The organism is Stenotrophomonas sp. 8(2023), from assembly GCF_030345295.1.
Taxonomy (GTDB): Bacteria; Pseudomonadota; Gammaproteobacteria; order Xanthomonadales; family Xanthomonadaceae; genus Stenotrophomonas; species Stenotrophomonas muris.
This window is the reverse complement of record NZ_CP128404.1, coordinates 2,824,440-2,848,939: the sequence shown is the minus strand read 5'-3', so window position 1 is coordinate 2,848,939 and position 24,500 is coordinate 2,824,440. Positions and strand designations below refer to the sequence as shown.

Sequence of the window (24,500 nt, the reverse complement as noted above, 5' to 3'; positions counted from 1 at the left end):
ACGTCGGCGGTGGGATAACGGCGCATGCTGCCCCCGGAGATCGACGATGTCCGCCACGCCGCCGTCCGCTCCTGCTCCCGTCCGCGCCTCCCGGCATCCTCTCGTTACCGTGCTGTCGCTGCTGCTGGTCCTGCTCGGCCTGGTCATCGGCGGGCTCGGCGCATGGCTGCTCAGCCTGGGCGGCTCGGCGTACTACGCCATCGCCGGGGCCGGCCTGCTGGCCAGTGGCCTCCTGTTGTTCGGCAATCGCCGCAGCGGCGCGCTGCTGTATGCGCTGGTGTTCGCCGGTACGCTGTTGTGGACCTGGTGGGAGTCGGGCAGCGACTACTGGCGCTGGGTACCGCGGCTCGGCCTGGTGACCGCGCTTGGCATCGTGCTGGCGCTGCTGGCGCCCACCCTCCACCAACCGGTTTCCAGGCGCCTGTCGCGCAGCGTGGCCGGCGTGCTGATGCTGGTGTTCGTCGCTGCCTTCGGATTGGCGTTCGCGCCGCACGGCGAAGTGGACGGGCACCAGCCGTTCCCGGAAGGCGCGGCCAGCGTCGGGCTGGAACCGACCCGCGACACCACCGGCCTGCAGCCGGCCGACCAGCCTGCCGAAGGGGACTGGCCGGCGTGGGGGCGCAGCAATGCCGCCACCCGCTATTCGCCGCTGCAGCAGATCACCCCGGCCAACGTGGCCACGCTGCAGCTGGCCTGGCAGTTCCGCACCGGCGATATGCCGAAGAAGCGCTGGGGTGCGGAAACCACGCCACTGAAGATCGGCGACCGTCTGTACCTGTGCACCGCCCGCAACCGCCTGATCGCACTGGATGCGGCCAGCGGCAAGGAAGTGTGGCGGTTCGATCCGAAGGTAAAGGACGCTTCGATTCCATACACCGCCGCCTGCCGTGGCGTGAGTTATTACGAGCAACCGGCCACGCCGATCCTCGCCGATGCCGCATTGGCCGATGCCGCTGCTGATCTGGCGTTGCCGGAACCGCCGCCCAGTGCCACCCGCAGCGCTGCACCGGGCAGTCGTCCGGCATGCTGGGCGCGCATCATCGAGGGCACGCTGGACGGGCGCATCATCGCGGTGGATGCCGACAGTGGCCGCCCCTGTGCGAATTTCGGCAACAACGGCCAGGTCGACATCACTCTGGGCATGGGCGAGGTGCCACCGGGCTATGTGTCGATCACCTCGCCACCGGCCATCGTGCGCGGGGTGATCGTCACCGGCCACCAGGTGCTGGATGGTCAGCGCCGCGACGCGCCGTCGGGGGTGATCCAGGCCTACGATGCGATCACCGGCAAGCTGCGCTGGGCGTGGGACATGGACCAGCCCGAACGCAGCGGCCTGCCGCCGCATGAGCAGACCTACACGCGCGGCACGCCGAACATGTGGACCACCGCGACCGGTGATGAGGCGCTGGGGCTGGTCTATCTGCCGCTGGGCAATTCCGCTGGCGATTACTGGAGTGGCTCACGCACGGAAAACCAGAACCGCTACGCGACGTCGCTGGTGGCGATCGATGTGGCCACGGGCAAGCCGGCCTGGCATTTCCAGGCGGTGCGCAAGGATGTGTGGGACTACGACCTGGGTTCGCAGGCCAGCCTGATCGATTACCCGACGGCGGCTGGCAAGGTGCCGGCGCTCCTGCTGCCGACCAAGCAGGGTGATCTCTACATCCTTGACCGCCGCAACGGCCAGCTGCTGACCGCCGCCGAAGAGCGCAGGGTGCCGGTCGGCGGTGTCGAACCGGAACAACGCTCACCCACGCAGCTGTTCTCGCTGTATCACACGCTGCGCCGGCAGCATGACCTGACCGAGCGCGACATGTGGGGCATCACCCCGGTCGACCAGCTGATCTGCCGCATCCAGTTCCGCAAGGCGTACTACGAAGGCTTCTACACCCCGCCGAGCAGTGATCGCCATTCCATCGAATATCCCGGCTACAACGGCGGTTCGGATTGGGGAAGTGTGTCCATCGATACACGCCGCGGCGTGATCGTGGCCAACTACAACGACATGCCCAACTACAACCGGCTGGTGCCACGCGCCGAGGCCGACAGGCTGGGCTGGCTGCCACGCGAGAAGGTCCGGTTCGACAAGGGCGGCGCCGAAGGCGCGGGCGACCCACAGGTGGGCACGCCCTACGCCATCCAGGTGAACGCCGGTTGGCGCCTGCCGTTCACTGGTCTGCTGTGCAAGCAGCCACCCTATGGCGGCATCCGGGCCATCGACCTGCGCACCGGCAAGCTGCTGTGGGACCGTCCGTTCGGCAGTGCGCGCGGCAACGGACCATTCGGCATCCGTTCCGGCCTGCCCATCGAGATCGGCACGCCGAACAATGGCGGTTCGGTAGTCACCGCCAGCGGCCTGATCTTCATCGCCGCCGCCACTGATGACCTGCTGCGCGCCATCGACCTGAAGACCGGCAAGGAGCTGTGGCATGCCAAGCTGCCCGCGGGTGGCCAGGCCAATCCGATGGTGTACGCGCAGGGCGGGCGCCAGTACGTGGTGATCATGGCTGGCGGCCACCATTTCATGGAAACCCCGAACGGCGATTACGTGATGGCCTACGCACTGCCGAAATAGCGCTGCCGGCCTGAGTGCGGCCTACGGGCTGTGACCGCTGTCGCTGAAGTTGCGCTGGCGACCGGGCAGCATCCATCATCGGAACAGGACGGGGCCGGCCAACGCCCCCAGGGAAGGAAACGCATGCTGAACTCCGAACGCCTGCCGGGGCGTGCCACCCGGTTGCTGGCAGGACTGCTTCTGCTTGGCCCTTGCCTGTGGACAAGCGCGCAGGCGTCGCCCCAGCCCGCGGCACGCAAGGTGCCCAGCGGTGCCGAACTGATCGCAGGCGATGCGCGCTATCTGAGCCCCGCCCATGCGCCCTGCATGGCGGCCGCAGGCACCGCGCTGGACGCCCGTCGCCGTTGTGCCGATGCTGAACTCAAGGTGCACGACGATGCACTCAATGCCGCCTACAGCGCGGCGCGCTCCACACTGACCGCCAGTGATCAGCAGGTGCTGCGCGATCTGCAGCGGCAATGGCTGCGCCAGCGCGACAACCGGTGCCCGGAAGGCAGCACGGCCGTTGCCCAGCTGGATTCACAGCAGTGCCGCACGCACATGACCCTGCTGCGTGCCCGCCAGTTGCAGGGGGGCGGTGCGGCGGCGCTGGTGGCGGAAGCCAAGGCGGCCCCGGCGCCGGCGCAGGCCGCTGTGCATGCCGCCGATGCCGCGCCCGACAAGCAGGGCAGGATCGTCCTGCGGCCCGGCGAGGGCAGGCTCACACCGGCACTGCAGGTGGTCTTCCAGGTGACCGATTGCAGCGGCACCGACAACGTGACGACCTGCCAGGTGCGAAGCATGGGCGTGACCCGTGGTGGGCGCAACGTGGTGGTCACGGACGTGCAGCCGCGCCTGACCCGCGCCGGCACCGGTGCCCAGGGTGCGACCGCCGTGCTGCTGACCGTTTCGGATTTCAATGGTGATGGCGTGCCGGACCTGCAGGTGTGGCAGGACAACAGCGGTGTCTACAACGTTCCGGTGCATGCGTTCTACCTGTTCGATGCCAAGCGCAACCGCTATGTGCGTGCCAAGGCGTTGGAAGCGGCCATCGGTGGGCGCGACATCGACCATATCGACAATGGGCGGTTCGTGCTTCGCGCGAAGGTCAGCCCGTGCGAGCGCGAGGACAAGGTCATCCAGCTGCGCGGAACCGGCACGCGCACGTTGCTGCAGCGCCGCTATGACACCTGCAGGGGCGAGGTCCCGACCGAACCGGACCTGCTGAAGTAGGTCTTCCCCCGACGAATGGATGCGTTCCGGAACTGGAGAGCTGAAGGATGAGCGAAGGCTATGGAAAAGGTGGGTCGGGCTTCGGCCTGACCCGGGACCAGTCGGTCGAGATGATCGTGCGTACCTGCATCGACAACGGCATTACCGACCATCGGCAGATTGCCTATGTGCTGGCCACGGCGCAGCACGAATCGCGTGATTTCGCCGCGCCCGAGGAAGACTGGGGCAGGAAGCAGGCGGTGGATCTGCGCTACTTCGGCGGCGAGGAGTACTTCGGCCGGGGCTTTGCCCACCTCACCCACGTCAACAACTACGAGCGGCTGGGCGAGGCGCTGGGGATCGGCCGCGAGCTGGTCGAGCATCCGGAACGGGCTGCCCAGGCAGACATCGCCACCAAGGTGCTGGTGGTGGGGATGCGCGACGGCCTGTTCGGTGCGCGGCTGTCCGACAACGTCAACGCCAACCATGCCGACTACCGGCAGGCGCGGGCCTCGGTCAATGGCGGTGAGCTGAACAACGGCAGTCCCTATCCAGACGCCATCGCCACACGGGCCACTGAATGGGAATCCCAGGTTGCCGGCCTGGTCCAGCGTGTGCAGCAACCAGGCTTCCAGATGCCGGTGCCGACCCCCCAGGCGCCCACCGGGGCGATGGACCTGCACCGGGGTGACGCCAACCAGCACGTGCTGGAAGCGCAGCAGTACCTGCAGCGCTTGGACATCCGCAACAACGCCAATGCCGCGATCAAGCCCGACGGTGATTTCGGCGCCTCCACCGAGCAGGCCGTGCGCCGCTTCCAGACCGAGCGGGGTATCAGCCCGGCCAATGGCCGCATCGACGCTGCGCTGCTGGAACGCATGCGCAGCGACACGCTGGCGGTCGATCCGGACTTCAAGCGCCGGACGGTGACCGACCTGACCGGGCCGCTGGCCGACGGCAACCTGGGCCCCGGTGAGAAGGGCGAGCCGGTGTTCGAAATGCGCCGGCAGCTGGAGGCGTTGGGGTACCTGACCGAACCGAACCCACGTGCCGAGCGCGATGCGCGCACGTTTGATGCCGGCATGCAGGCGGCCATGCGCAACTTCCAGCAGGACTATGGCCTGCCGCTGCGCCCCGGCGGCGTCATCGACACGGATGCGCGCCGGCAGTTGAACGATGCCGCCGTCGCTCGCGAGCATGCGCCGACCACCGAGTTCGACCGCGCGGAGAACTGGCCGCCGCGGCGTCCGCCCTATACGCGGGCGGAGTTCCAGCCGGAGCAGGTGCAGGCGCGGCAGCAGGCAGCGGCGAATGCACCGGTCGCTGGTCCGGCCGCGCCGGAGCCCGCACCGCAGCCCAATGGCATGGAATCGCTGTCGCCCAGGGACGCCGCGCTGTTCGAGCGCATCCGCCAGGGGGTACCTGGCACCATCGGCGACGAGCACGTCATGCAGGCAGTGCTGGAGTCCAAGCGCAACGGCATCGATGATGCCGCGCGCGTCGACCGGGTGATGATGGCCGGAGATCGCCTGTGGGTTGCCGGTTTGATTCCCGGTGAGCGCGCCAGTGTGGATACGGCACAGCCCGCGCGCTCGATGGAGGAAACGGTGAATGATCTGGCCGGTGACAACCGGCAGCGCGAGCACCAGCTCGCCCTCGAAAGCCGCCACCATGAGAACCGCGGGCCTTCAATGGCCTGAGCCTGCGGCAGCGACGTGCCCGCAGTGGGTCCGTCGCTGCCGGCAGGGTGTTTACAGCGTCACCACCACTTTGCCGATCTGTTCGTTCGATTCCAGGTAGCGGTGGGCGTCCTGGATCTGTGCGAAGGGGAACACCTTCGCGATCTTCGGCGCCAGCGTGCCCTTGTCCAGGCCATCGACGATGAACGCCTTGGCACGTGCCAGCGCGGCATCGTCGGAGACGATTTCCGAGTACAGGTAGCCCTTCAGCGTCAGCGACTTGCCCAGCACGTTGAACAACGGGAACGGGGTGGGTTCGCTGCTCAGCGCGCCGTATTCCAGCAGGATGCCGCCACGGGCCATTGCCTCGGTCAGCGGCACGAACTGCGGGCCACCGATCGGGTCGAACACCACGCGGGCGCCGGCACCGCCGGTGATGCGCGCCACCTCAGCTGCCAGGTCCTGCTCCTGGGTGGCGATGACATGGGCGGCACCGGCATCGAGCAAGGCCTGGCGCTTGCCCGGGCCACGGGTCACCGCAATCGGCGTGGCACCCACTGCATTGGCGATCTGGATCGCGGCCAGGCCGACGCTGCTGCTGGCAGCGGTGATGATGACGGAATCCCCGGCGGCCAGCTGCGCCTGCTCCAACAGTGCGCCCCAGGCGGTGACGTACTGCATCCACACCGCAGCCGCCGTTTCGAAGCCCAGCGCCTGCGGGTGCTTGACCACCAGTCGTGCCGGCACGTTGGCCAGCTCGCCGTAGGTGCCCCAGCGGGCGATGTCCAGCGGCGGCACCACGCTCACCGCATCGCCAGCAGCGAATCCGCTCACCGCACTGACGACCGCCTCGACCATGCCGGCCGCTTCATAGCCCAGCCGGCTGGGGAACTGCGCCTCCTGCAGATAGGCGCCGTTGCGGAACATCACCTCGGCACGGTTCAGGCCGATGGCCTTGACCCGGATCTGGACCTCGTCGGCGGCGGGGGCGGGAACATCGATGTCGTCGATGCGCAGCACATCGGCGCTGCCATATTCGTGGATGCGGACAACCTGGCTCATGGGGGGCTCCTGGGCAAGGCCGGCGCTGGGGCCGGCGGAAAGGTGGAGGCTACTGTGCGCGTGGCCTGCCTCCAGAATAAGGGGTAATCTGGCGTTTCATTGAAAACCAATTGTTTGCAATGGACCTGATCGCTCCCCTGCGGACCTTCGTCAAAGTGGCCGAGGTTGGCTCCTTCGCCGCTGCCGCCGACGCGCTGGGCCTGTCGCCACAGCTGGTCGGCAAACACGTGCAGTCGCTGGAACAACACCTGGGCGTGCGCCTGCTCAACCGCACCACGCGCAAGCAGAGCCTGACCGACTTCGGCCAGGCCTATCTGGCGCGTGCGCGGGTGATCCTGGAGGAGGTGGAAGGCGCCGAGCAGCTGGCCGAAGTAGCGCGCGGGCGGCCGATGGGGCGCCTGCGCGTCAGCGCACCGGTCACCTTCGGCGTGCATGCACTGGGGCCGGCGGTGGTGGCCTACCTGCAGCAGTACCCGGACGTGCAGGTTGATCTGAACCTGTCCAACAGCCTGGTGGACATCGTCGAGGACGGCTTTGATCTTGTGTTCCGCACCGGTGATCTGGCCGACAGTGGGCTGGTGGCGCGACGCCTGGGGCCGTATCCGCTGGTGCTGTGTGCATCGCCGGCGTACCTCGCATCGCGCCCGGCCATTGTCCATCCGGCCGATCTGAGTCGGCACGAGTGCCTGGGCTTCGCCCATTCGATCATCCGCACGCGCTGGAGTTTCCGCGATGCTGACGGCAGCGTGCTGAGCGTGCCGGTGTCCAGCCGCTTCATGGTCAACCAGGCCGAGCCGCTGCTGACCGCGGCAGTCGGAGGGCTGGGGTTGATCCTGCAGCCCCATGAAATGCTTGCCGCCGCGCTGGCGCGTGGTGAACTGGTGGAAGTGCTGCCGGACTACGTGCCGGTATCGACGTGGATCAACCTGGTGTACCCGCGCGACCGCCAGCTGACGCCCAAGCTGCGCAGTTTCCTGGACTTCTGCGTGGCACGCTTCAGCGAGCAGACGATGGCACGGCGATAGCACGGCATCGGTTGGCATTCCTGTGACTGCCTGCGAAGGATCGCCCTGAGACGATTGGCCGGTTGCCGCTGCGTAGCGCGCGCTTGCTGCTGGGGCTGGCGGCATTGCTGTTCGCCGCCAACGTGATTGCGCAGCAGACGACTGCGCATGCGCTGGCCGCGTGGGAAGCGCAGGGGCGTGCGGATGGCCTGGCGCGACCGGATATCGAATGCCAGGATTTCCTGCAGGCAATGGGCCGGAAGCCTGCGGGACTGGAATACAGCGGCTGCAGCCAGGACGACGCGTCCTGCATGAAACCCATGCAGGCCCACTACCGCGTTCCAGGTACCCAGGCAGTGAAGGTGGAAGCCTATCTGCGCGAGACCTTTGGCATGCCTGCATTGCGCTACGCCTGTTGCGGCTGGAGCAATGGCGCGCCGTACTACTGGCGCGACGGCCCGGATGCGGTGAGGTACCAGATCGGCATGGGCGTGGAATCGCTGCCGCATGAGCGGGGCGATTGGCATCGCATCGAGGCGTTCATCGTCACGGCTGAGGTGCTGCGGCAGGGTCCCTGGCATGGATGCAGCGGGCGGTTCCATGATCTAGGATGCGCCCAGGGATACCCGCAAAGGAACTGCCATGAAGGCTGTTGGATGCCTGCTGCTCTGCAAAGTACTGGCCTGTTCGGTGCTGATGACGCTTTGGGCTGTTCCGGCAGTGGGCGCCGCCTCCAGCGTGCGTGCACATCCGCGTGCGCAGGACGCCATCGGTGACTGGCTTGCGGCCTTCAATGCGGGCAGCCTCGAGGGGTTGCAGGCATTCGCCGATAGATACGCGAAGAAGCAAGGCAGCGGTCCCAAGGACTATCTCGAGTTCCGCGAAAGCACAGGCCCCTTGCGCGTACTCGAATCAACCGAGAGTGCACCCGGCCAAGCGAAGCTGCTGGTGATGGGCCAGATGAACGAACGCGCGATGTGGGTGACCGCCGTCATGGACCCGGCCAATCCGTCGCACCTGATGCAGTTCCAGATCGAGGGTACTGAAACGCCGGACAAGCACAAGCCGGCACGGGTTGCATTGCCTGCCCTGATGGCCGACGTCACAGCAAAGCTGGAGGCGCTGCGGGCACAGGACGCGCTGTCGGGCGCGTTGCAGGTGGCACAGAATGGGAAGGTGCTGCTGGACTGGCGCGGTGGTGATGCCGATCGCAGCACTGGAATTGCAGTGGGCGTGGAGACGCAGTTCCGCCTTGCGTCCTCCAACAAGATGTTCACCGCCCTGGCCATCCTGCAGCTGGTGCAGGATGGCAGGCTCAGTCTCGATGACACGATCGGCAAGCACTTGCCGGACTATCCGAACAAGGCTGTCGCCAGCAGCGTGACCGTGCGCGAGTTGCTGTCACACACCAGTGGCCTGGGGGACTTCTTTGGCGATGGTTTCGAACAGTATTCCGCGTCCCTGAAGACGCTGGATGACTACGTGCAGCGGTTCGCCAGGGATGCGCCGCAGTTCACGCCCGGCAGCCAGGACAGCTACTCCAACTATGGCTTCATCGTATTGGGACGCATCATCGAGGCGGTATCGGGGCAGTCGTACTACGCATATGTGGAGGAGCACATCCTGCACCCGGTGGGCATGACCGGCACCGGCTTCGAGCCGGAAACAGCGAGCGTTCCAAAGCGTGCCGTCGCTTACACGAAGCACGATGGGCAATGGGTCCGTGAAACGAAGTCGCTGCCCTGGCGCGGCATGTCGGCCGGTGGTGGCTACAGCACAGTGGCCGATATGGTGAAATTCGCCGAGGCACTGCAAGGCGGGAAGCTGGTTTCACCTGCATTGCTGCAGCAGGCCACCACGGCGCAGAACCACAAGGGCTGGTATGGCTTTGGTTTCGTGGTTCAGGGCGAGGGCAGGGAGCATCAGTACGGCCACGAAGGCGGTGCGCCCGGATCGAACAGTGCCATCGTGGTGCTGCCGGCGCAGGGCTACGTGATCGTTGGCCTGGCCAATGTCGATCCGGATGCGATCGGCAATGTGGTCAACTACATCGCGCGAAGGTTGCCACTGTGAACGCGGCAGGTGCCGTTCATTCCGGTACCCGCACCATCTTCGTCATCAAGTGTTCCACCACACCCGCCGGGTCCGCAGTGCGGCCGACATGCGTGCTCGACATCTGTACAACCGAGCTGCGCTTGGCGGTGAGGAAATGAAAGCGGGCGCGCGCGGGCAGCTTTGCGATGGGTCCGGCGCTGGCGTCGCCACGGCAGATGGCCACGATTGCATCCAGCCATGGCTGCAGCGCGTCCTGGTCCAGCGCCGGTGCGAAGGCACGCAGGCGCTCAGGATCGATTTCGATGGCCGCCTCCAGATGGCGCGCGCCAGGGCAGGAGACGATCACCCCGACGTTGATGAATTCCTCGCGTTCCACCCGCGGCACGACGCGGATGACCGCATAGTCATACGTGTGCAGCGTGGGCACGGATGGCCTCCTGCACGAACACTGCACGCACTTTCAGGCGGTGCTTGAGATAGTCGATATAGCCCTGGCGATAGGCCTGTGGGCTGTCGAACGCCGGTTCGTCCACCAGCCAGCTGTCCGGCACCAGGCCAACGATGCGCTCGATTTCGGCATCGGTCAGGCACGCAGCCAGTTCTGCGTCCACCTCGGCAATGCGGCTGGCGAACGACAGCAGCACGTGGTCGCGGATCAGCACGAACGGCTTCTCGCAGGCATCGCCGGCGCTGGCCCAGTCGTGGTGGAAGTACATGGCCGCACCGTGGTCGATCAGGTACAGCTTGCGATGCCATACCATCAGGTTGGGGTTGCGGGTGGTGCGATCGACGTTGCTGGTGAATGCATCGAACCAGACGATGCGCGAGGCCAGCTCGGCATCCACAGGCATCGCGGCCGGGTCGTAATTGATTGCACCGGGCAGATAGTCCAGGCCCAGGTTCAGGCCCTCGCTGGCGCGGATCAGCTCCTGGATTTCCGGGTCGGGCTCGGTGCGGGCGAACTCGCGGTCCAGCTCGACGAACAGGATTTCCGGAATCGGCAGGCCCAGCGTGCGTGCCATCTCGCCGGCGATCAGCTCGGCGATCAACGCCTTCGGGCCTTGGCCGGCTCCACGGAATTTCAGCACGGCCATGCCGTCGTCGTCGGTCTCGACCACGGCGGGCAGGGAGCCGCCTTCCCGTAACGGGGTGATGTAGCGGAGGGCATGTACGGTGCGCATGGACGCATTCTAGCGTCCTGCCAGGGCAGGCGTGCCGCAGCAGAGCGGGGCGCCAGCTTAATGAACGGGTACCGCGCGAACCGCTTGTTGCAGGTCGCCTGCAATCTTCACTTGTTCCTTCCGCGTGGAGTGGCAGCATTCGTTCCAACGGAGCAACGCACCCGCGTGTGACCTTCAACAGGAGGCGCTCATGCCACTACAGTGCAGCTGTCACGCTTCACCGTGTATGCAACGCAACGCGTGGTGTTGATCTTGACCTGACACGGTCCCGCCATCGGCGCAGATGGCCATCCGCCGCAGTTCCAGCCAAGTTCCAGACACCTTTCACCCATCGCACCCCCGCGTTGCCCGGTCGGGCCTGCGATCCAGCTACTTGCGCCCCGAGAGAGATTCCTGCGTTGCCGTCGACGCTGGCAGCGTGGGACCGCCGAACCCACGCTATCCCCACAGGCTTTGGAGGTGCACCGATGAACGACGAATTCAATGCCATGCTGCCCCCACTGGACGATGCCAAGGCCGAGGAAATGATCGGCAAGGTCGTGCTGGTGGGTGTCACCCGCTATGGTGGCGACGGCCAAGTGCAGGGTCTGGAGCAGTACGCGGGCACCGTGCTGCGCATCAGCGCCGACGAAGGCGTGGTGCTGGCCGACGAAGACGATGGTCATGAGCGCTACCTGCCGCCCATGCTCGACCAGTACCAGCGGGCCGAGCCAGGCGAATACCGCATGCGGAACAGTGGCATGATCGTGGTCGACCCCGATTACCTGACCGCCTGGGACCTGCACGCCCAGCAGTGACGACAGACCACGCCTGGCAGATGCCGGTCCATCGCCGGCCTCTCCGGGCGTGTCCCACTTTGCCCCATCCGGCCTCTAGCCCTTCCGGCCCATTCATCCCATCCCCTGCGGTGCTAGATTCGGGTCCATGCCCGATTCCGGGTACCCATTCACACCCAGGGGATAAGGATGCTGATCCGTCGAACCTCTCTGGCGGCGGCTGTTGCCGTTGCCACCGTCGGCCTGTTGGCCGCTGGCCCGGCCTTGGCCGACTACGCCAAGCCGCCGGAACACCTGCTCAAGGTGCTGAAGGCACCGCCACCGCCGGCGCCGAACGTGGCCCCGGGCGGCCAGCGCCTGCTGCTGACCACCGCGCAGACCTACCCCTCGATCAGCCGCGTGGCCCAGCCCTACCTGAAGCTGGCCGGCGTGCGGCTGGAGCCGAAGAACCGCAGCCGCCATGACACCCCGGGTGGCTACGGCATTCCGGCCTGCGTGGCCGACTTCACCCTGGTCGACATCGGCAGTGGCAAGGAGACCAAGGTCAACCTGCCGCAGGGCTGTGCCACCGGCGCGCTGTGGTCGGCCGATGGCAGCCATTTCGCCTTCCAGAATGCGGTCGATACCAGCGTGCAGCTGTGGGTGGGCGATGCGGCCACCGGGCAGGTGAAGCAGGTGCCGAACGTGCAGCTGAACCCGATCTTCGGCTACACCGTGCAGTGGCTGGGCGGCAGCCAGAATCTGCTGGTGAAACTGGTACCGGCCAACCAGGGCCCGGCACCTTCCAACGGCGGCGTACCGACCGGCCCGGATGCACAGGAGTCGCTGGGCAGCAGTGGCGAGAGCAGCACCTATGAGGCCCGCGACACGCTGACCAGCGTGCACGACGAAAAGCTGTTCGCTTACTACGGTGCCTCGCAGTTGGCCGTGGTAGATACCGCCGCAGGCAGCGTGCGCCCGGTCGGGCAGCCGGCACTGTTCAACGAAGTCAGCGCCGCGCCCGATGGCGTGCACGTGCTGACTGAATCGATCAAGGCACCGTATTCGCACGCGGTGACCTACCAGCGTTTCGCCAACGACGTGGCCGTGCTGGATATCAGCAGTGGCCGCAGCACGCCGATCGCCAGCCTCCCGCTGGCCGACCGCGTGCCGGTGCACGGCGTGCCGGAAGGCCCGCGCGGTTTCGACTGGCGCGCCACCGATCCGGCTACCCTGGTCTACGCCGAAGCGCTGGACAAGGGCGACTGGAAGGTCAACGTGCCGCATCGCGATCGCGTGCTGATGCTGAAGGCGCCGTTCAACGGCAAGCCGACCGAAATCACCCGCACCGCGCAGCGCTTCGAAGGCTTCGCGTGGACCGCCGATCCGGCCGTGGCCTTCCAGTACGAGAACGACGAGAATCGTCACTGGATGCAGACCCGCATCGTGGATGTGGACCAGCCGAAGAAGGAAGGCCGCCTGCTGTGGGACATGTCCAGCGATGAGCTGTACGGCAACCCTGGCAATCTGGTCTTCACCCGCCTGCCGAATGGCGCGCAGGTGGTGCGCCGTGAGGGCAACCATGTGTTCCTCAGCGGCCGCGGTGCCTCGCCGCAGGGCGACCGTCCGTTCCTCGACCGCCTCGACCTGGCCACGTTGAAGAGCGAGCGCCTGTTCCGCAGCAGTGCAGACGCCTACGAACAGTTCCTCGGTTTCAGCAACACGCCGGGCCGCTACCTGACCTGGCATCAGTCGGTGATCGATCCGCCGAATGCCTTCGTCCGCCAGCAGGGTGAGGCGGTGGCTGATGCGAAGGCCGGCGAGGCGCAGTTCGCGTCCACCGCGACCGCACTGACCAAGCTGGTCGACCCGACACCGGAAGTGCGCCAGATCAAGAAGCAGCTGGTGACCTACAAGCGCGCCGACGGCGTGGACCTGTCGTTCACCCTGTACACGCCGCCGGGCTACAAGGAAGGCCAGCGCGTGCCGGCGATCCTGTACGCCTATCCGGCCGACTTCGCCAACGCCGCGCAGGCGGGGCAGGTGTCCGGTTCGCAGCAGACCTTCACCCGCCTGCAGCCGTACCGCCTGATGCTGCTGGCCGGCTACGCGATCATCGACAACGCCTCGTTCCCGATCGTGGGCGATCCGAAGAACGCCTACGACACCTACCTGGAGCAGCTGGAAGCCGACGCCAAGGCGGCGGTGGACAAGGCCGTGGACATGGGCGTGGTTGACCGCAACCGCATCGGCGTGACCGGCCACAGCCACGGCGGCCTGATGACCGCCAACCTGATCGCGCACACCAAGCTGTTCAAGGCCGGTGTGGCGACCAGCGGTTCGTACAACAAGACCTTTACCCCGTTCGGCTTCCAGAACGAGCGTCGCTCGGTGTGGCAGGCGCAGGACGTGTACCTGAAGGCCTCGCCGTTCTTCTATGCCGACAAGATCAAGCTGCCGCTGCTGCTGGTCCACGGCGAGGACGACGCCAACCCGGGCACCGAGCCGTTCCAGTCGCGCAAGCTGTACCAGGCGATCCGCGGCAACGGCGGCACCACCCGGCTGGTGATGCTGCCGAACGAGCCCCACTGGTACACCGCGCTGGAATCGAACGAACAGTTGGTGGCGGAAATGCTGAACTGGTTCGATACCTACGTGAAGAACGCCAAGTGAAGGAACAGGAAGGCCGCCTCAGAGCGGCCTTCCTGCATTCTGTAGAGCCGAGCCCATGCTCGGCTGCCGCTCGTCGGAACCCCAGAGGCAAGGCAGCTCCATGAAGACTTGGTTGTTGGGACTGACAGCGGTGTGCGCATCGTCTGCGGCGATGGCGGCACAGCCACAGATGAGCGTCGATGTGAGATACGACTGGTACGGCTGGGGCTCGGTATCAGAGCACTGGGTGATCCGGCGCGATGCCTATGGCCTGACCACCCGCGTGCAGGTGGTGGAGACGCCCGACGGCAAGGCGCGATTGCCGGAGCTGCTGCCGTTTGGCGCCATGGCGGCGCTCGACACCGCGCTGCAGACCGCCCCGCTGACCAGGGCGGCCGCGGTGCAGCGGATCGCTTCGCGGCTGGATCGCGCCGAAATACTGTCCCTGGACCCGGGGCTGCACAGCTTGGACACGGATGCCTGTTCGTTCGCACAGCAGCGCGCGTGGGCGCGCAAGGCGCTGTCCGGACGGAGCCTGCAGTCGCGTGTCGACCGGCATTTCTCCGGGCTCTGGACCGATGATGTGCCGATGATGACGGTTGTCGTGAGCCGGCCGGGGCGTCCGGATGTGGTGCTGGTGTCGACCTCACAGAAGGTAATGATGCTGCCCTGGAAACGCCTGCCCTCGGTGGTCTTCGAGCAGCAGGACCTGGACAACGCGCAGGAGCAGTGGCACCCGGAACTGAGCGAAGCGGTGATTGCCCTGCTGCCGGAAGGGGAAGACTCACGCAGGCGTTTCCAGACTCGCTGGTTGCATGACCGGCTGCGCAGGGATCTCGCGATGGAGTCGCTGGACTGTGGCGCCAGGGGCAGGGATTCCGCCATGTGATCAATCGCACATGCCCTGCAATCAACTGTGGAGACTCGGTAACGACGTGTTACCGGCACATTCGCACGCCACGCAAATGATCTAGGCTGAACCTGATAGCTCGTTTCAGGTCACTGCGATGAAAGCCATTCTCCTTGCTGCAACGTTGTCGTTGGCCCTGGTTTCAACCGCCCATGCCCAGTCGTTTCCTGCTGAGCTGACGCAATTGGGCATCATCGCCGGCATGCCCTATGCCAAGGCCAAGCGCCTGCTGGATGCGGCAGGCTGGCAGGCGAGTCCGGCACAGGGCGCCCCCGAGTCACTTGAGGGCTTTCCCGAAGTCGGATGCCAGAAGGGCGGAAAGCAGTGCGCGACAACCTTCGAGAAGGGCGGGCAGCAGATCGCGGTGCAGCTGGGCACTACCTTGGCAGGGCAGCCGTTCGTGCAGGGCGCTGATTGAGCGTCTGCCACTCTCACGCCAGCGGTAGGCGATCCTGCGCGCGTGACAGCCGGTCATGCAGGTCACGCACATGCTCGGCCTTGGCATGCACCCGGGTGGTATCACCGAAGCTGCGCAGGTAGGCGCAGGCGGCGAAGCCGGCACTCTTCTTTTCGTAATCGGCAATCCAGGCCAACCGGTCCGGGTTGTTGGCCTGTTCGGCTGACCACGCAGCCACCGGTGGCCTGATGCGATAACGCAGACCGACGCGCCACGGCTTCGGTGTCAGTCGCGCACGGAAGCAATGCTGCAGCCGGCACATGCGCGCGTACAGGGTGTCGGTGCCCAGTGCCTTGAAGAATGACTGGAGCTGCTCGTCCTCGGGTGAGAACGTGGCATGCATCGCCAGCACGCGCAGCCCCGCCGGGGTGCGGTAGACGCGCAGATGCCAATCGGGATGCTGCTCGCTGAAGGCGTCCACGCGCTTCAGCGCAAGCCCTTCAGCACCGCCGGCAGCGGCCAGGCGCTGCTTCCGCCGCATCAGCAGTGCCGCGTTGACCAGCAGCACTGCCGCCACGCCCAGTACCAGGCCCACCAGCCAATGCCAGAGCACGGTGCCGATGACGGCGCCGGCAAGCAGCACGAGCGCAGCGACGATGGCCGGTATCACACATCCAGCCGGTGGCTGCGCATGGTCGATGTCGGCGAACAGCACGTCGGGGCTGTTGAGGCACAGCGCGCCATAGCTGTTGCGGGTGATGATGACATCGCCATCGCGCTGCACGATCTGCTCGCGGATCGGCACGCCCTCCACACCGTAGTTGCTGCGCACTTCGCGACGCGGCAGCACCTGCCCGGCGATGATGGCGTTGAGGGCTTCATGGGCACGTGCGTCGGCGTGGGCCTGGGCTTGGGCAGGCCCCTCGTCGGACCAGCCGAAGCGGCGCACGACCATCGGCCGGCCACGGAAACGGGCCTGCAGGCGGGCTTCGGCCCAGTACGCGGGAACGATCATCATCGTGCGGTGCTCCATCATCCATGGCAGGTGCCTGAGTGAGTCTGGCACAGCCCCGAAGGGCCTGCATGTGCCCGCTGCGGTGGCCGGGGCGGAGTGGTAGATTGCGCGCTTCGCATGCACTCCACCAAGGACGGAGCGATGTCCAGTTTCCTGCGTTGCCTGCTTGCCCTGGCCTGTGCCGGGGCGGTCGGCGTGGCGTCGGCGGGAACCCCGCCGGGGCCGCAGATCCTCACCACCGATGCCAGCCGCTTCTACGCGCTCTACGACAGCACCGGCGGCAAGCCCAGCATCGCCCAGCTGGCCGGTTACCTGGCCGAAGGCAGTCCGGGCCTGGGTGAACTGGCGAAGGCGCGCCGGGTCACGCCCGAGCGTATGGCCGAGGCCATTGCCAGCCAGCCCGGGGTGTATGCGCAGGGACGCGGTTGCCTTGCAGAGCTGCCGGCGGTGAAGCAGCGCCTGGTGCAGGTGTTCGGCAACCTGCAGGCGATCTATCCGCAGGCCGCGTTTCCGCCGGTGACCATTGCGGTCGGCCGCGGCCGACCGGTCGGGTTGACCTCCAAGAGCGGGGTGATCATCGGCCTGGAAGCGCTGTGCGCAGCCGATTTCATGAATCCCAATGTGCAGGACCGCTTCGTGCACGTGATCGCGCACGAGTACGTGCACATCCAGCAGACCGGCCTGACCGACGTCGAGCCGGGCGACCCGCATGCGACGGTGCTGCGTGTTTCACTGGGCGAAGGCATCGCCGAGTTCATCGGCGAGCTGATTTCCGGCAATGTCGGCAACGGTCGCCACGCGGCCTGGACCCGTGGCCGGGAAGTACATATCGAAAGCGCCTTCGCACTGGATGTGGACAGCACCGATCTGTCGCCGTGGCTGTACAACTACAGGCCCGGTTCGCAGGAACCCTATGATCTGGGCTACTGGGTGGGCTATCGCATCGCCAAGGCCTATTACCTGCAGGCCAAGGACAAGCGTGACGCGGTGCGTGCGCTGATCCAGCAGGACAACCCGAAGGCGATCCTGGCCGCCAGTGGCTGGACGCCAGGCATGTGGATGCCGGCCAAGGTGACCGGCGTGGCGGCGCGGTCGGCGGCACGCTGAGCGCGGGGCCGCGCGCTAGACTGGCGCAGACATTCAACGGAGAGACCCCATGCGTTCCTTGTCCGCTGGCCTGGCCGCGGTTGCCCTCGGTAGCGCGATGAGCGCCCATGGGATGGCGGCCGACGTGCCCGCCGTAAACCCGTTGTTGGTGGAACCTGTCGAGCGACTGCGCCCGGACGAGGTGCGCTTCATGCAGCAGCGCCTGGCCGATTGGCCGGAACTGCAGCGTTACCGCGATGCCAACGCGCGACTGCCTGCCGCCGTACCGGGGCAACCACGCGTGGTGCTCTTCGGTGACTCGATCACCGAAGGCTGGGGCAGGGAGGGCAGCGCGACGTTCTTTCCCGGCAAGGGTTGGCTCAATCGCGGGATCAGCGGCCAGACCACGGCGCAGATGCTGGTGCGTTTCCCGCAGGACGTGCTGGCACTCAAGCCGCGGGTGGTGGTGATCCTGGCTGGCACCAACGACATCGCCGGCAACACCGGCCCGTCCACGCAGGCGATGATCGAAGACAACCTGCACGCGATGGTGGACCTGGCTCGTGCACATGGCATTGCCGTGGTGCTGGCATCGGTGCTGCCGGTCAGCGATTACCCGTGGTTGCCGGGCACGGCACCTGCGCCCAAGGTGCGCGCATTGAACGCGGCATTGAAGCGCTATGCCGATGCGAAGCAGCTGGTCTATCTGGACTACTACACGCCGATGGCCAATGCCGCCGGAGGGCTGGATCCGCAGCTGGCCGACGACGGCGTGCATCCCACCGCGAAGGGCTATGCGGTGATGGCGCCGTTGGCCGAGGCGGCGGTCAAGCGCGCAATGGCGCTGGAGTAGGCACAGTACCCGCACTGCACAGGATCCAGCCCGCCAAGGTACAGTGGCGCCGAAGCTGGCCACGCCGCGTGGCCGCCAGGAACGATGGGGTGGGTGATGCGGAAGGGAATCCAGGGATGGCTTTGCCGCAGTGGCGCAACGATGGCCTTGCTGCTGGCCGCCGTGCCGGCGTTCAGTGCAGACACGGCGGTGCCTTCGCCGCTGACGCGTGAACCGGTGGGCGGCGTTTCGTTGGCCGAATGGACCGCCCGCTGGTGGCGCTGGGCCGACGGCCAGGGCGGCGCGCCCTATCTCGACCCGGATGGCCGTGTGTGTGATCTGGGCCAGGAAGGCCCGGTCTGGAACCTGGCCGGCACCAATGGCCGTTTCCGGCCACATCGCGAATGCGTGGTGCCGGCTGGCAAGTACCTGTTGCTGCCGATCATCAACATGGCGCACTACCAGGTGGATGAGGCTGTGTCCTGCAAGGAGCTGCAGGCGGGGGCGGCGGTCAACAACGATTACCTGATCAGCGCGGTGGTGCTGCTGGACGGCCAGCCACTGGGCGACATGCGCAGGCATCGGGTCCGCAGCGAAGGCTGCTTCCGCATGGCTGCCGACGACGAACACTCTCGGCTGGTCGCCGCCGACGGCTACTGGGTAATGCTCAAGCCGTTGCCGCCGGGCCGGCATACCCTCAGCGTGGGTGCCAACTACGGCGTGCCGGATGGCGGCGCATACAGCCGCATGCGGCAGTCCTTCGAGTACGTGCTGCACGTGGGAGGGCGCACCCAGGTCGTGTCGCGCGAACCGCACGCGGTGCCGGTGGCGGCCCCCTGAAGCTCAGGCGTCGTCCTGCTTCAACGCCGCATCGGCGGCCAGCAACGCTTCGGCGGCCGCACTGAGCGGCGGCGACGGCGGGGCGACCACGCCGATCGCTTCCATCATCTTCGGCATGCCCAGGAACTGGCGCGCACGCCGGTCGTAGATGCCGGTGACCAGCAGCGCGCGCGTGGCGATCTTCTGCTCGGGCCCGATCAGCACGCGCTGCTCCATGATGCCGCGCGAGCCGACCCAGCCCACCAGGCGCGTTTCCAGGGTGAAGCGCTGGAACGGCTTCAGCTCGCGGCGGAACTGGATGGTGCCGGCGCCTACGATGGGCGCCCACTTCTCGCGCAGCGCCACCCGGCCCAGGCCCATGCGCAGGATCAGGTCCAGCCGGCCCAGGTCGAAGATGTTCCAGTAGCGACCGTTGGTCATGTGCAGGTTGCTGTCCAGATCGTTGGGCAGCACCCGGAACTGCAGGCGCGAGACCCCGAACGGCGCCTCCAGCTTCGGCCGGAACAGGCTGCACAGCAGCAGGTGGAGCAGGCGGAACCAGAGATTCATGGTTATGACGACTGTTATAGAATCGCCGGTACGCTAATCTATGACGACTGTCTTAGCAAGGAGCCCGCCGTGAGCCCGCGTCCCTCTGATGCGCCACAACGCGTGATTGATGCTGCGGCACAGATGCTGGCGCGCGTGGGTCTCAATGCCACCAGCATCCGTGAGGTGACCAAGCTGGCCGAGGCACCGCTGGGCTCCACCTATCACCACTTTCCCGGCGGCAAGCAGGAGTTGCTGGCGCGCGCCACCCACATGGCTGGCGACAAGGTAGAAGCGCTGCTGGTGGAGCTGCTGAAGGGGGGGGCGGTGCAGGGCCTGCCGCAGTTCCTGGCGATGTGGCGTGAGCGCTTGCTGCGTTCCGGGTTCCGCGCGGGCTGTCCGGTGCTGGCCGCGGCAGTGGAAGAGCCGGTGGAGGCCGTGCCCAGCCAGCCACGTGTTGCTGCTGCCGAAGTGTTCGCGCGCTGGCAGGGGCACCTCGCCTCGGCGTTCGTCGCTGAAGGGCGCGCCCCCGCAGCGGCGGGCGAGCTGGCCAGCCTGGTGATTGCCAGCGTGGAAGGCGCAGTGGCGATGTGCCGCGCACTGCAGGACATCGCCCCGTTCGACCAGGTGACCGCGCAGTTGCTGAAGGCGGCCGCGCGTCCTTGATCCGGCTATCCGCGTGCGTGAGACGCGCAGCAGGTCATCGGAAGATCATCAGATAGCCCCAGCCGAGTCCGATGGGCAGGAAGGCAGCGATGGCCGACGCGCCCAACCAACGCAGGTAGCTGCGGGAGGCGGGGGATCCCTGCCGCTTGAGGGCCCAGGCATGCGTCGGGAGCACCAGCAACGCCTGCACCGCAAAGGTGGCCACGGCGGCAAGCCATGCCACCAGGACGCCGAGGCAGCCATCGCTGATGCAGCGGCTACCAAACCACGAACCCCAACCGGCGAGGCCAATCATTGGAACGAACATCACGAGGGCGGTGGAGCGGGTGAGCTGGGAGACGTGCATGCCGTAGAGCATACTTTTTCGTAGCGGAAAGTCATGATCCAGCCGCCGGCGCGCGGGTACAAGGCCGGCGCCAGTGCGGCCTGTGGGTGATGGACCCACGGCCCCATCGCGCTGGAATCCGTCCACCACCGCCTACGCGTGCCCGGCAAGGATGTCCGCATGCAGCATCAGGTTCCCGAAGTCCCTGGCCGCGCTGCCTCCGGCCCCCGGCGGCGGAATGAAGCGCTCACGCCATTTTTCACGCAGTCCACTGAAATTGCCCGTAAACCACGGCAGCGAAGTCGTGCGTGCGCGCCAGCACCTGCAGCAGCGGGGTTGGCCACGCCTGCAGATGGCCCTGATCGTCGCCCTGACCGGTGCGGCCGGATTCCTTGCCTCGTACCTGCTGCGCCTGGCCGGCATCGACGCGATGTTGCTTCGCTACCCGATGGCCGTGTTGCTGGCCTATGGCGTGTTCCTGCTGCTGGTGTGGATCTGGATCCGCTGGCGCTGGGCAACGTACTGGAGGGACTGTCGCCGGATGTGGGCGGTGGCAGCCCATCGCCTCGCATGCAGGGCATGCAGGAACAGGGATGGTGGCGGGTATGCGTGTCGCATACGATCTGGCCGCTGCTCGGCCTGCTGCTGTTTTTCGCCGTACTGGGCTGGCTCGCGCAGGAATGCGTGCCGGGTGCGAGCCATCTGCTGCAGGTCATCCAGGGGGGGGAGTGCGGTTGGCTCCTTCATATCGCCTGGACCCGCCCCGTTTTCAGCTGCACTGAACAGTAGGCTATGATCGCGGTCGGCCGGGATTCGTGTCCCGGCGGTGTCACCTATCGGGAGCTTGTCGTACTGCATCTGAAACAGGGGCGCTGGATGGCCGGACGCCCACTGGGACACACAACCACTGACGAGGAAGAGCGCATGGATGTCGCTGCACGCAGGAACAGGACGTTGTTTCGTTGGATCATGGTGACGCTGCTGGCGGCGTTGTTGCCGTTTGCAGCACTGGCGCAGCCCGCAGCCGGGCAGGCCGATGGCGCCGAAGCCGCCACCGCCGCGGAAGAGGCGCAGTGCCGCGCCTGTACCTATGAGCGCATTGGAACCAAGGTCGATATCGGCCTGGTGGCACTGGTGTCGCTGCTGGTGGTGGGCCTGCTGACCGCGGCGTCGCGGGAATGGGGCACTACCTCGCAGCGCTGGACCTGCCGCACGCTGGCCCTGCTGCTGGTGGGTGTCGGTCTGGCGTTGCTGTGGTGGGCTGGCAGCGTCGTCTACCTGGGCTACAACCCGTGGCAGGAAATGGCCGCCCCCGCCGATGGCTCGCTCACCTCGACACTGCTCAGTACCTCGCCGAAGTGGTTGGCGGCACTGGTGCTGATCGGCTTGGCGCCTTCCATCTGGAAGCGCAGCGAGCGCCTGCCGGCCTGGCGTATCGGCTGACACTGGAACGGCGGCGCCGGATCACACCCGGCGCCGCCTGCGGTCATCAGTCAAACCGCAAACGCACACCAGCGTAGATGCCACGGCCTTCGCCCGGCGTCGAGCGGGCAATATCCCTGCCTACGTCGTCGTAGCCCGGCGTGACCGTGGCGGTGTAGTGGCGGTTGCCGAGGTTGCGCATCTCCGCCCAGGCCTGCCAGCGGCCACCGGGTGCGTCGTAGCCGATGCGGCTGCCGAAGATCACGTGGCTGTCGGCCCAGTAGCTGTTGGCGTAGTCGACGGCGATGCGCGAGGCGTATTCGGTATTGAGCGCGGCGTACAGGCCGGATGCGTGATCGAAGCGCAGCTCGGCCTGGTAGGCGTGGCGCGGCAGGCCGGGCAGGCGGTTGCTGCCGAAACGCGCGTCGTGGCGGTAGCGGAAATCGCTGAAGGTATAGGCCTGGCGAAGCGACAGCCGGCCCGGTGCAGCCCGCCACAGCGTGCTGTCCAATCCGGCCTCGATGCCGCGGTGAACGGTGGGGCTGGCGTTGTTCTCGGCGATGAACAGGTTCGGCACCGGTTGCAGTTCAACGCTCAGCAGTTCGTGGTTCACGTGCGCGTAGTAGCCGGTCAGTTCCCAGCGGCCCAGCGCCGCGTCACCGCGCGCGCCCAGTTCCAGCGTGGTGGCGGTCTGGTTCTGCATCGGCACCGGCGCGCGCTGGCGGCCGGTAGACGGGCCATTGCCTGGCCCGAAGTACTGGTTCGAGCCCCAGATCATCGACCACGGGTGCGGCGCCTCCACCGAGCGGCTGAGGTTGCCGAACCACTGGGTCCGGGCGCTGTGCTGCCAGGTGAAGCCCAGTCGCGGCGCGTAGTCCCAGTCGTGGTCGCGCAGGCGGCCACCGCTGCTCGGCCAGGTCACCTGCACATCGCGACGGGTGTTGATCAGTGCCAGCCCGGTCTGCATGCGCAGGCGGTCATTGAAGGTGAGGGTGTTGCCGACGTGCAGCGTGCTGTCGGTGCCGTGGTGCCGGAAGTCACGCGTGCGCGTGCCGGCGGCATAGCCGTTGCTGGCAAAGCGCAGCGACTCGCGCACATCGGCGTCCAGATCGTGGGTGACGCGCAGGCCGACCGTGGTTTCGCTGTCCAGGCCGAACAGCCGGTGGCGGCGGCGGTAGTCCAGCGTGGCGTTGAGGTTGGCGTAGTCCAGCTGCTGCCGGTACAGGCTCTCGTTCAAGTCCATCGGGTACGTGTGATAGACCAGCCCGGCCTGCAGCGAGGAATCCTCATCGATCTGCAGCGTGGTGACGTTACCCACCCAGGTACTGCCCGGCTGCGGGCGGCGCGCATCGATGGCCAGGTTGGCCGCGTTCGCGGCGTGCGGATCGTTGCGGATCTGGTCGCGGGTCAGGCGACCGGGTGTTTCGTGATTGGTTTCGCGGTAGCGCACGAAGAAGCGTGTCTGCAGGTCGGGCGTGATCTGCCAACCGATGTTGGCCATCGCACCCTTGCCGTCGCCGCGCGCATGACGCTGGTAACCGTCGAATTCGGTATCGGTGTAGGCCAGGAAGTAGTCGACATCACCACTGACGCCGCCCCAGCTGATGCCGCGCTTCTGGTAGCCACGGCTACCGGCTTCGTAGTGCAGCTGCACGCCCGCCGAATCACGACCGCTGCGGCTGACGTAGTCGATGGCACCGCCCAGCGCCAGCGCGCCACGCTCGAAGCCGTTGGCGCCGCGCAGCACTTCCACGCGCGACAGCCACAGCGGTTCCAGCAGCTCGTAGGGCGTGCCGCCCGGGCCGGTCAGTGGCAGGCCGTCGATCGACACCGCAATGCCCGAGGCGTGCGCGCCCGGGCCCCGGTTGATGCCCGAGCCACGGATCGAGATCTTGGTGCCCTCATTACCCGGCGACTGCGCGCTGATACCCGGCTGGTAGGCCAGCACATCGGCGCTGGTGGATAGTCGGCTGTCGGCCTTGGCCACGTCGATGACGTTGCTGGCGCCGGGGATGCGCTTCAGGGCCTCGCGCGCCTGCGCGCTGGCATCGGCGGCAGCGGTGACCTGCACGGCATCGAGGGTGGTGGCCTGCGGGGCGGCGGCGGCGGTGGAAGCCAGGGCGAGGGAAACAGGCAGGAACAGCAGCGACGGGTGAGGGCGGTACGACGGAAGCGACATGCGGGAATGCTGTAAACCACGAAAGTGGCGCGCAAGTTAACAGGTCGACAGAGCCGCGTCACCCGCCGGCGGCGTATGGCCGCCCGCCGTGTTCCTGTAGAGCCGAGCCCACGCTCGGCTATCGTACGCAGCGCGGGTTGTCTGCC

General features: G+C 66.8%; 22 protein-coding genes and 1 pseudogene. 16 read left to right on the top strand and 7 right to left on the bottom strand.

Annotated features, from left to right (window positions below; all coding sequences use genetic code 11):
• The first annotated feature begins 46 nt into the window (after window positions 1-46).
• The 3 genes from QP609_RS13415 to QP609_RS13405 all read left to right on the top strand — a co-directional run bounded on the left by QP609_RS13415 (window position 47) and on the right by QP609_RS13405 (window position 5,466).
• Entirely contained in the window at window positions 47-2,575 is a 2,529-nt protein-coding gene (locus QP609_RS13415; protein WP_069118332.1) for a membrane-bound PQQ-dependent dehydrogenase, glucose/quinate/shikimate family, read from the top strand.
• A 123-nt stretch (window positions 2,576-2,698) separates the two neighbouring features.
• Complete coding sequence (locus QP609_RS13410; RefSeq protein WP_197621583.1) at window positions 2,699-3,787, top strand: lysozyme inhibitor LprI family protein; 1,089 nt, start codon at window positions 2,699-2,701, stop codon at window positions 3,785-3,787.
• 47 nt (window positions 3,788-3,834) lie between these two features.
• Complete coding sequence (locus QP609_RS13405) at window positions 3,835-5,466, top strand: peptidoglycan-binding protein (protein WP_197621584.1); 1,632 nt, start codon at window positions 3,835-3,837, stop codon at window positions 5,464-5,466.
• Between the two features lie 51 nt (window positions 5,467-5,517).
• On the opposite strand, the gene QP609_RS13400 is transcribed toward QP609_RS13405, so the two are convergent.
• A complete protein-coding gene (locus tag QP609_RS13400; protein WP_197621585.1) occupies window positions 5,518-6,507 on the bottom strand; it encodes a zinc-dependent alcohol dehydrogenase family protein in 990 nt (329 codons plus the stop codon).
• A gap of 119 nt (window positions 6,508-6,626) precedes the next feature.
• On the opposite strand from QP609_RS13400, the gene QP609_RS13395 reads away from it, so the two are divergent.
• The 3 genes from QP609_RS13395 to QP609_RS13385 all read left to right on the top strand — a co-directional run bounded on the left by QP609_RS13395 (window position 6,627) and on the right by QP609_RS13385 (window position 9,584).
• The gene (locus tag QP609_RS13395; RefSeq protein WP_032962018.1) at window positions 6,627-7,532 is read left to right on the top strand and encodes a LysR family transcriptional regulator; all 906 of its coding nucleotides are present in this window, start codon (window positions 6,627-6,629) and stop codon (window positions 7,530-7,532) included.
• Between the two features lie 83 nt (window positions 7,533-7,615).
• Entirely contained in the window at window positions 7,616-8,287 is a 672-nt protein-coding gene (locus QP609_RS13390; protein ID WP_289213795.1) for a DUF4952 domain-containing protein, read from the top strand.
• Entirely contained in the window at window positions 8,208-9,584 is a 1,377-nt protein-coding gene (locus QP609_RS13385) for a serine hydrolase domain-containing protein (RefSeq protein WP_289213794.1), read from the top strand. Before QP609_RS13390 ends, QP609_RS13385 begins: the two co-directional genes overlap by 80 nt.
• 16 nt (window positions 9,585-9,600) lie before the next feature.
• Here the strand turns inward: QP609_RS13385 and QP609_RS13380 are convergent, their stop codons facing one another.
• Entirely contained in the window at window positions 9,601-9,993 is a 393-nt protein-coding gene (locus QP609_RS13380) for a DUF3037 domain-containing protein (RefSeq protein ID WP_014647643.1), read from the bottom strand.
• Window positions 9,971-10,747, bottom strand: coding sequence for a HipA family kinase (locus tag QP609_RS13375; protein ID WP_046431494.1), 777 nt, complete (start codon window positions 10,745-10,747; stop codon window positions 9,971-9,973). The genes QP609_RS13380 and QP609_RS13375 overlap by 23 nt, the downstream gene beginning before the upstream one ends.
• A gap of 467 nt (window positions 10,748-11,214) precedes the next feature.
• Here QP609_RS13375 and QP609_RS13370 point away from each other — a divergent pair, with 467 nt between their 5' ends.
• From QP609_RS13370 to QP609_RS13355, 4 genes are all read left to right on the top strand, one after another.
• Complete coding sequence (locus tag QP609_RS13370) at window positions 11,215-11,544, top strand: hypothetical protein (protein WP_014647641.1); 330 nt, start codon at window positions 11,215-11,217, stop codon at window positions 11,542-11,544.
• Between the two features lie 168 nt (window positions 11,545-11,712).
• Window positions 11,713-14,175, top strand: coding sequence for a prolyl oligopeptidase family serine peptidase (locus QP609_RS13365; protein WP_111207043.1), 2,463 nt, complete (start codon window positions 11,713-11,715; stop codon window positions 14,173-14,175).
• 169 nt (window positions 14,176-14,344) lie between these two features.
• Window positions 14,345-15,043: a hypothetical protein gene (locus QP609_RS13360; RefSeq protein WP_235319615.1), complete on the top strand. Its 699-nt coding sequence runs from the start codon at window positions 14,345-14,347 to the stop codon at window positions 15,041-15,043.
• 118 nt (window positions 15,044-15,161) lie between these two features.
• Window positions 15,162-15,482, top strand: a complete 321-nt coding sequence (locus QP609_RS13355; RefSeq protein ID WP_126411130.1) for a hypothetical protein — start codon at window positions 15,162-15,164, stop codon at window positions 15,480-15,482.
• A gap of 13 nt (window positions 15,483-15,495) precedes the next feature.
• Here QP609_RS13355 and QP609_RS13350 read toward each other — a convergent pair whose 3' ends face one another.
• Window positions 15,496-16,479 (bottom strand): membrane protein, encoded by a 984-nt coding sequence (locus tag QP609_RS13350; protein ID WP_032962095.1) that lies wholly within the window; start codon window positions 16,477-16,479, stop codon window positions 15,496-15,498.
• Window positions 16,480-16,617: 138 nt separating this feature from the next.
• Here QP609_RS13350 and QP609_RS13345 point away from each other — a divergent pair, with 138 nt between their 5' ends.
• The 3 genes from QP609_RS13345 to QP609_RS13335 all read left to right on the top strand — a co-directional run bounded on the left by QP609_RS13345 (window position 16,618) and on the right by QP609_RS13335 (window position 19,234).
• Window positions 16,618-17,583, top strand: coding sequence for a DUF2268 domain-containing putative Zn-dependent protease (locus tag QP609_RS13345; protein WP_032962009.1), 966 nt, complete (start codon window positions 16,618-16,620; stop codon window positions 17,581-17,583).
• A gap of 97 nt (window positions 17,584-17,680) precedes the next feature.
• Window positions 17,681-18,415, top strand: coding sequence for an SGNH/GDSL hydrolase family protein (locus QP609_RS13340; RefSeq protein ID WP_229653779.1), 735 nt, complete (start codon window positions 17,681-17,683; stop codon window positions 18,413-18,415).
• 141 nt (window positions 18,416-18,556) lie between these two features.
• Entirely contained in the window at window positions 18,557-19,234 is a 678-nt protein-coding gene (locus QP609_RS13335) for a hypothetical protein (protein WP_197621587.1), read from the top strand.
• Window positions 19,235-19,237: 3 nt separating this feature from the next.
• Here the strand turns inward: QP609_RS13335 and QP609_RS13330 are convergent, their stop codons facing one another.
• The gene (locus QP609_RS13330) at window positions 19,238-19,783 is read right to left on the bottom strand and encodes a thioesterase family protein (RefSeq protein WP_049397600.1); all 546 of its coding nucleotides are present in this window, start codon (window positions 19,781-19,783) and stop codon (window positions 19,238-19,240) included.
• 69 nt (window positions 19,784-19,852) lie between these two features.
• Here QP609_RS13330 and QP609_RS13325 point away from each other — a divergent pair, with 69 nt between their 5' ends.
• Window positions 19,853-20,428, top strand: a complete 576-nt coding sequence (locus QP609_RS13325; protein ID WP_197606218.1) for a TetR/AcrR family transcriptional regulator — start codon at window positions 19,853-19,855, stop codon at window positions 20,426-20,428.
• A gap of 34 nt (window positions 20,429-20,462) precedes the next feature.
• Here QP609_RS13325 and QP609_RS13320 read toward each other — a convergent pair whose 3' ends face one another.
• Window positions 20,463-20,786, bottom strand: coding sequence for a hypothetical protein (locus QP609_RS13320; RefSeq protein ID WP_014647632.1), 324 nt, complete (start codon window positions 20,784-20,786; stop codon window positions 20,463-20,465).
• 205 nt (window positions 20,787-20,991) lie between these two features.
• Between QP609_RS13320 and QP609_RS13315 the strand changes: the two are divergent.
• Window positions 20,992-21,473: pseudogene (locus QP609_RS13315) on the top strand (hypothetical protein); the annotation flags it as partial.
• A gap of 204 nt (window positions 21,474-21,677) precedes the next feature.
• Window positions 21,678-22,196: a hypothetical protein gene (locus QP609_RS13310; protein WP_014647630.1), complete on the top strand. Its 519-nt coding sequence runs from the start codon at window positions 21,678-21,680 to the stop codon at window positions 22,194-22,196.
• Window positions 22,197-22,242: 46 nt separating this feature from the next.
• On the opposite strand, the gene QP609_RS13305 is transcribed toward QP609_RS13310, so the two are convergent.
• Window positions 22,243-24,354, bottom strand: coding sequence for a TonB-dependent receptor (locus tag QP609_RS13305; protein ID WP_197621588.1), 2,112 nt, complete (start codon window positions 24,352-24,354; stop codon window positions 22,243-22,245).
• Between the last annotated feature and the right edge of the window lie 146 nt (window positions 24,355-24,500).

Excerpts from the sequence above, each read along its gene's own strand:
- QP609_RS13370 (WP_014647641.1), top strand. The coding sequence starts at position 11,215 with ATGAACGACGAATTCAATGCCATGCTGCCCCCACTGGACGATGCCAAG.
- QP609_RS13360 (WP_235319615.1), top strand. The coding sequence starts at position 14,345 with ATGAGCGTCGATGTGAGATACGACTGGTACGGCTGGGGCTCGGTATCA.
- QP609_RS13365 (WP_111207043.1), top strand. The coding sequence starts at position 11,713 with ATGCTGATCCGTCGAACCTCTCTGGCGGCGGCTGTTGCCGTTGCCACC.
- QP609_RS13310 (WP_014647630.1), top strand. The coding sequence starts at position 21,678 with ATGGATGTCGCTGCACGCAGGAACAGGACGTTGTTTCGTTGGATCATG.
- QP609_RS13385 (WP_289213794.1), top strand. The coding sequence starts at position 8,208 with ATGACGCTTTGGGCTGTTCCGGCAGTGGGCGCCGCCTCCAGCGTGCGT.
- QP609_RS13345 (WP_032962009.1), top strand. The coding sequence starts at position 16,618 with ATGTCCAGTTTCCTGCGTTGCCTGCTTGCCCTGGCCTGTGCCGGGGCG.
- QP609_RS13330 (WP_049397600.1), bottom strand. The coding sequence starts at position 19,783 with ATGAATCTCTGGTTCCGCCTGCTCCACCTGCTGCTGTGCAGCCTGTTC.
- QP609_RS13410 (WP_197621583.1), top strand. The coding sequence starts at position 2,699 with ATGCTGAACTCCGAACGCCTGCCGGGGCGTGCCACCCGGTTGCTGGCA.
- QP609_RS13320 (WP_014647632.1), bottom strand. The coding sequence starts at position 20,786 with ATGCTCTACGGCATGCACGTCTCCCAGCTCACCCGCTCCACCGCCCTC.
- QP609_RS13405 (WP_197621584.1), top strand. The coding sequence starts at position 3,835 with ATGAGCGAAGGCTATGGAAAAGGTGGGTCGGGCTTCGGCCTGACCCGG.
- QP609_RS13350 (WP_032962095.1), bottom strand. The coding sequence starts at position 16,479 with ATGATGATCGTTCCCGCGTACTGGGCCGAAGCCCGCCTGCAGGCCCGT.
- QP609_RS13340 (WP_229653779.1), top strand. The coding sequence starts at position 17,681 with ATGAGCGCCCATGGGATGGCGGCCGACGTGCCCGCCGTAAACCCGTTG.
- QP609_RS13355 (WP_126411130.1), top strand. The coding sequence starts at position 15,162 with ATGAAAGCCATTCTCCTTGCTGCAACGTTGTCGTTGGCCCTGGTTTCA.
- QP609_RS13400 (WP_197621585.1), bottom strand. The coding sequence starts at position 6,507 with ATGAGCCAGGTTGTCCGCATCCACGAATATGGCAGCGCCGATGTGCTG.
- QP609_RS13395 (WP_032962018.1), top strand. The coding sequence starts at position 6,627 with ATGGACCTGATCGCTCCCCTGCGGACCTTCGTCAAAGTGGCCGAGGTT.
- QP609_RS13415 (WP_069118332.1), top strand. The coding sequence starts at position 47 with ATGTCCGCCACGCCGCCGTCCGCTCCTGCTCCCGTCCGCGCCTCCCGG.
- QP609_RS13335 (WP_197621587.1), top strand. The coding sequence starts at position 18,557 with ATGGCCTTGCTGCTGGCCGCCGTGCCGGCGTTCAGTGCAGACACGGCG.
- QP609_RS13375 (WP_046431494.1), bottom strand. The coding sequence starts at position 10,747 with ATGCGCACCGTACATGCCCTCCGCTACATCACCCCGTTACGGGAAGGC.
- QP609_RS13305 (WP_197621588.1), bottom strand. The coding sequence starts at position 24,354 with ATGTCGCTTCCGTCGTACCGCCCTCACCCGTCGCTGCTGTTCCTGCCT.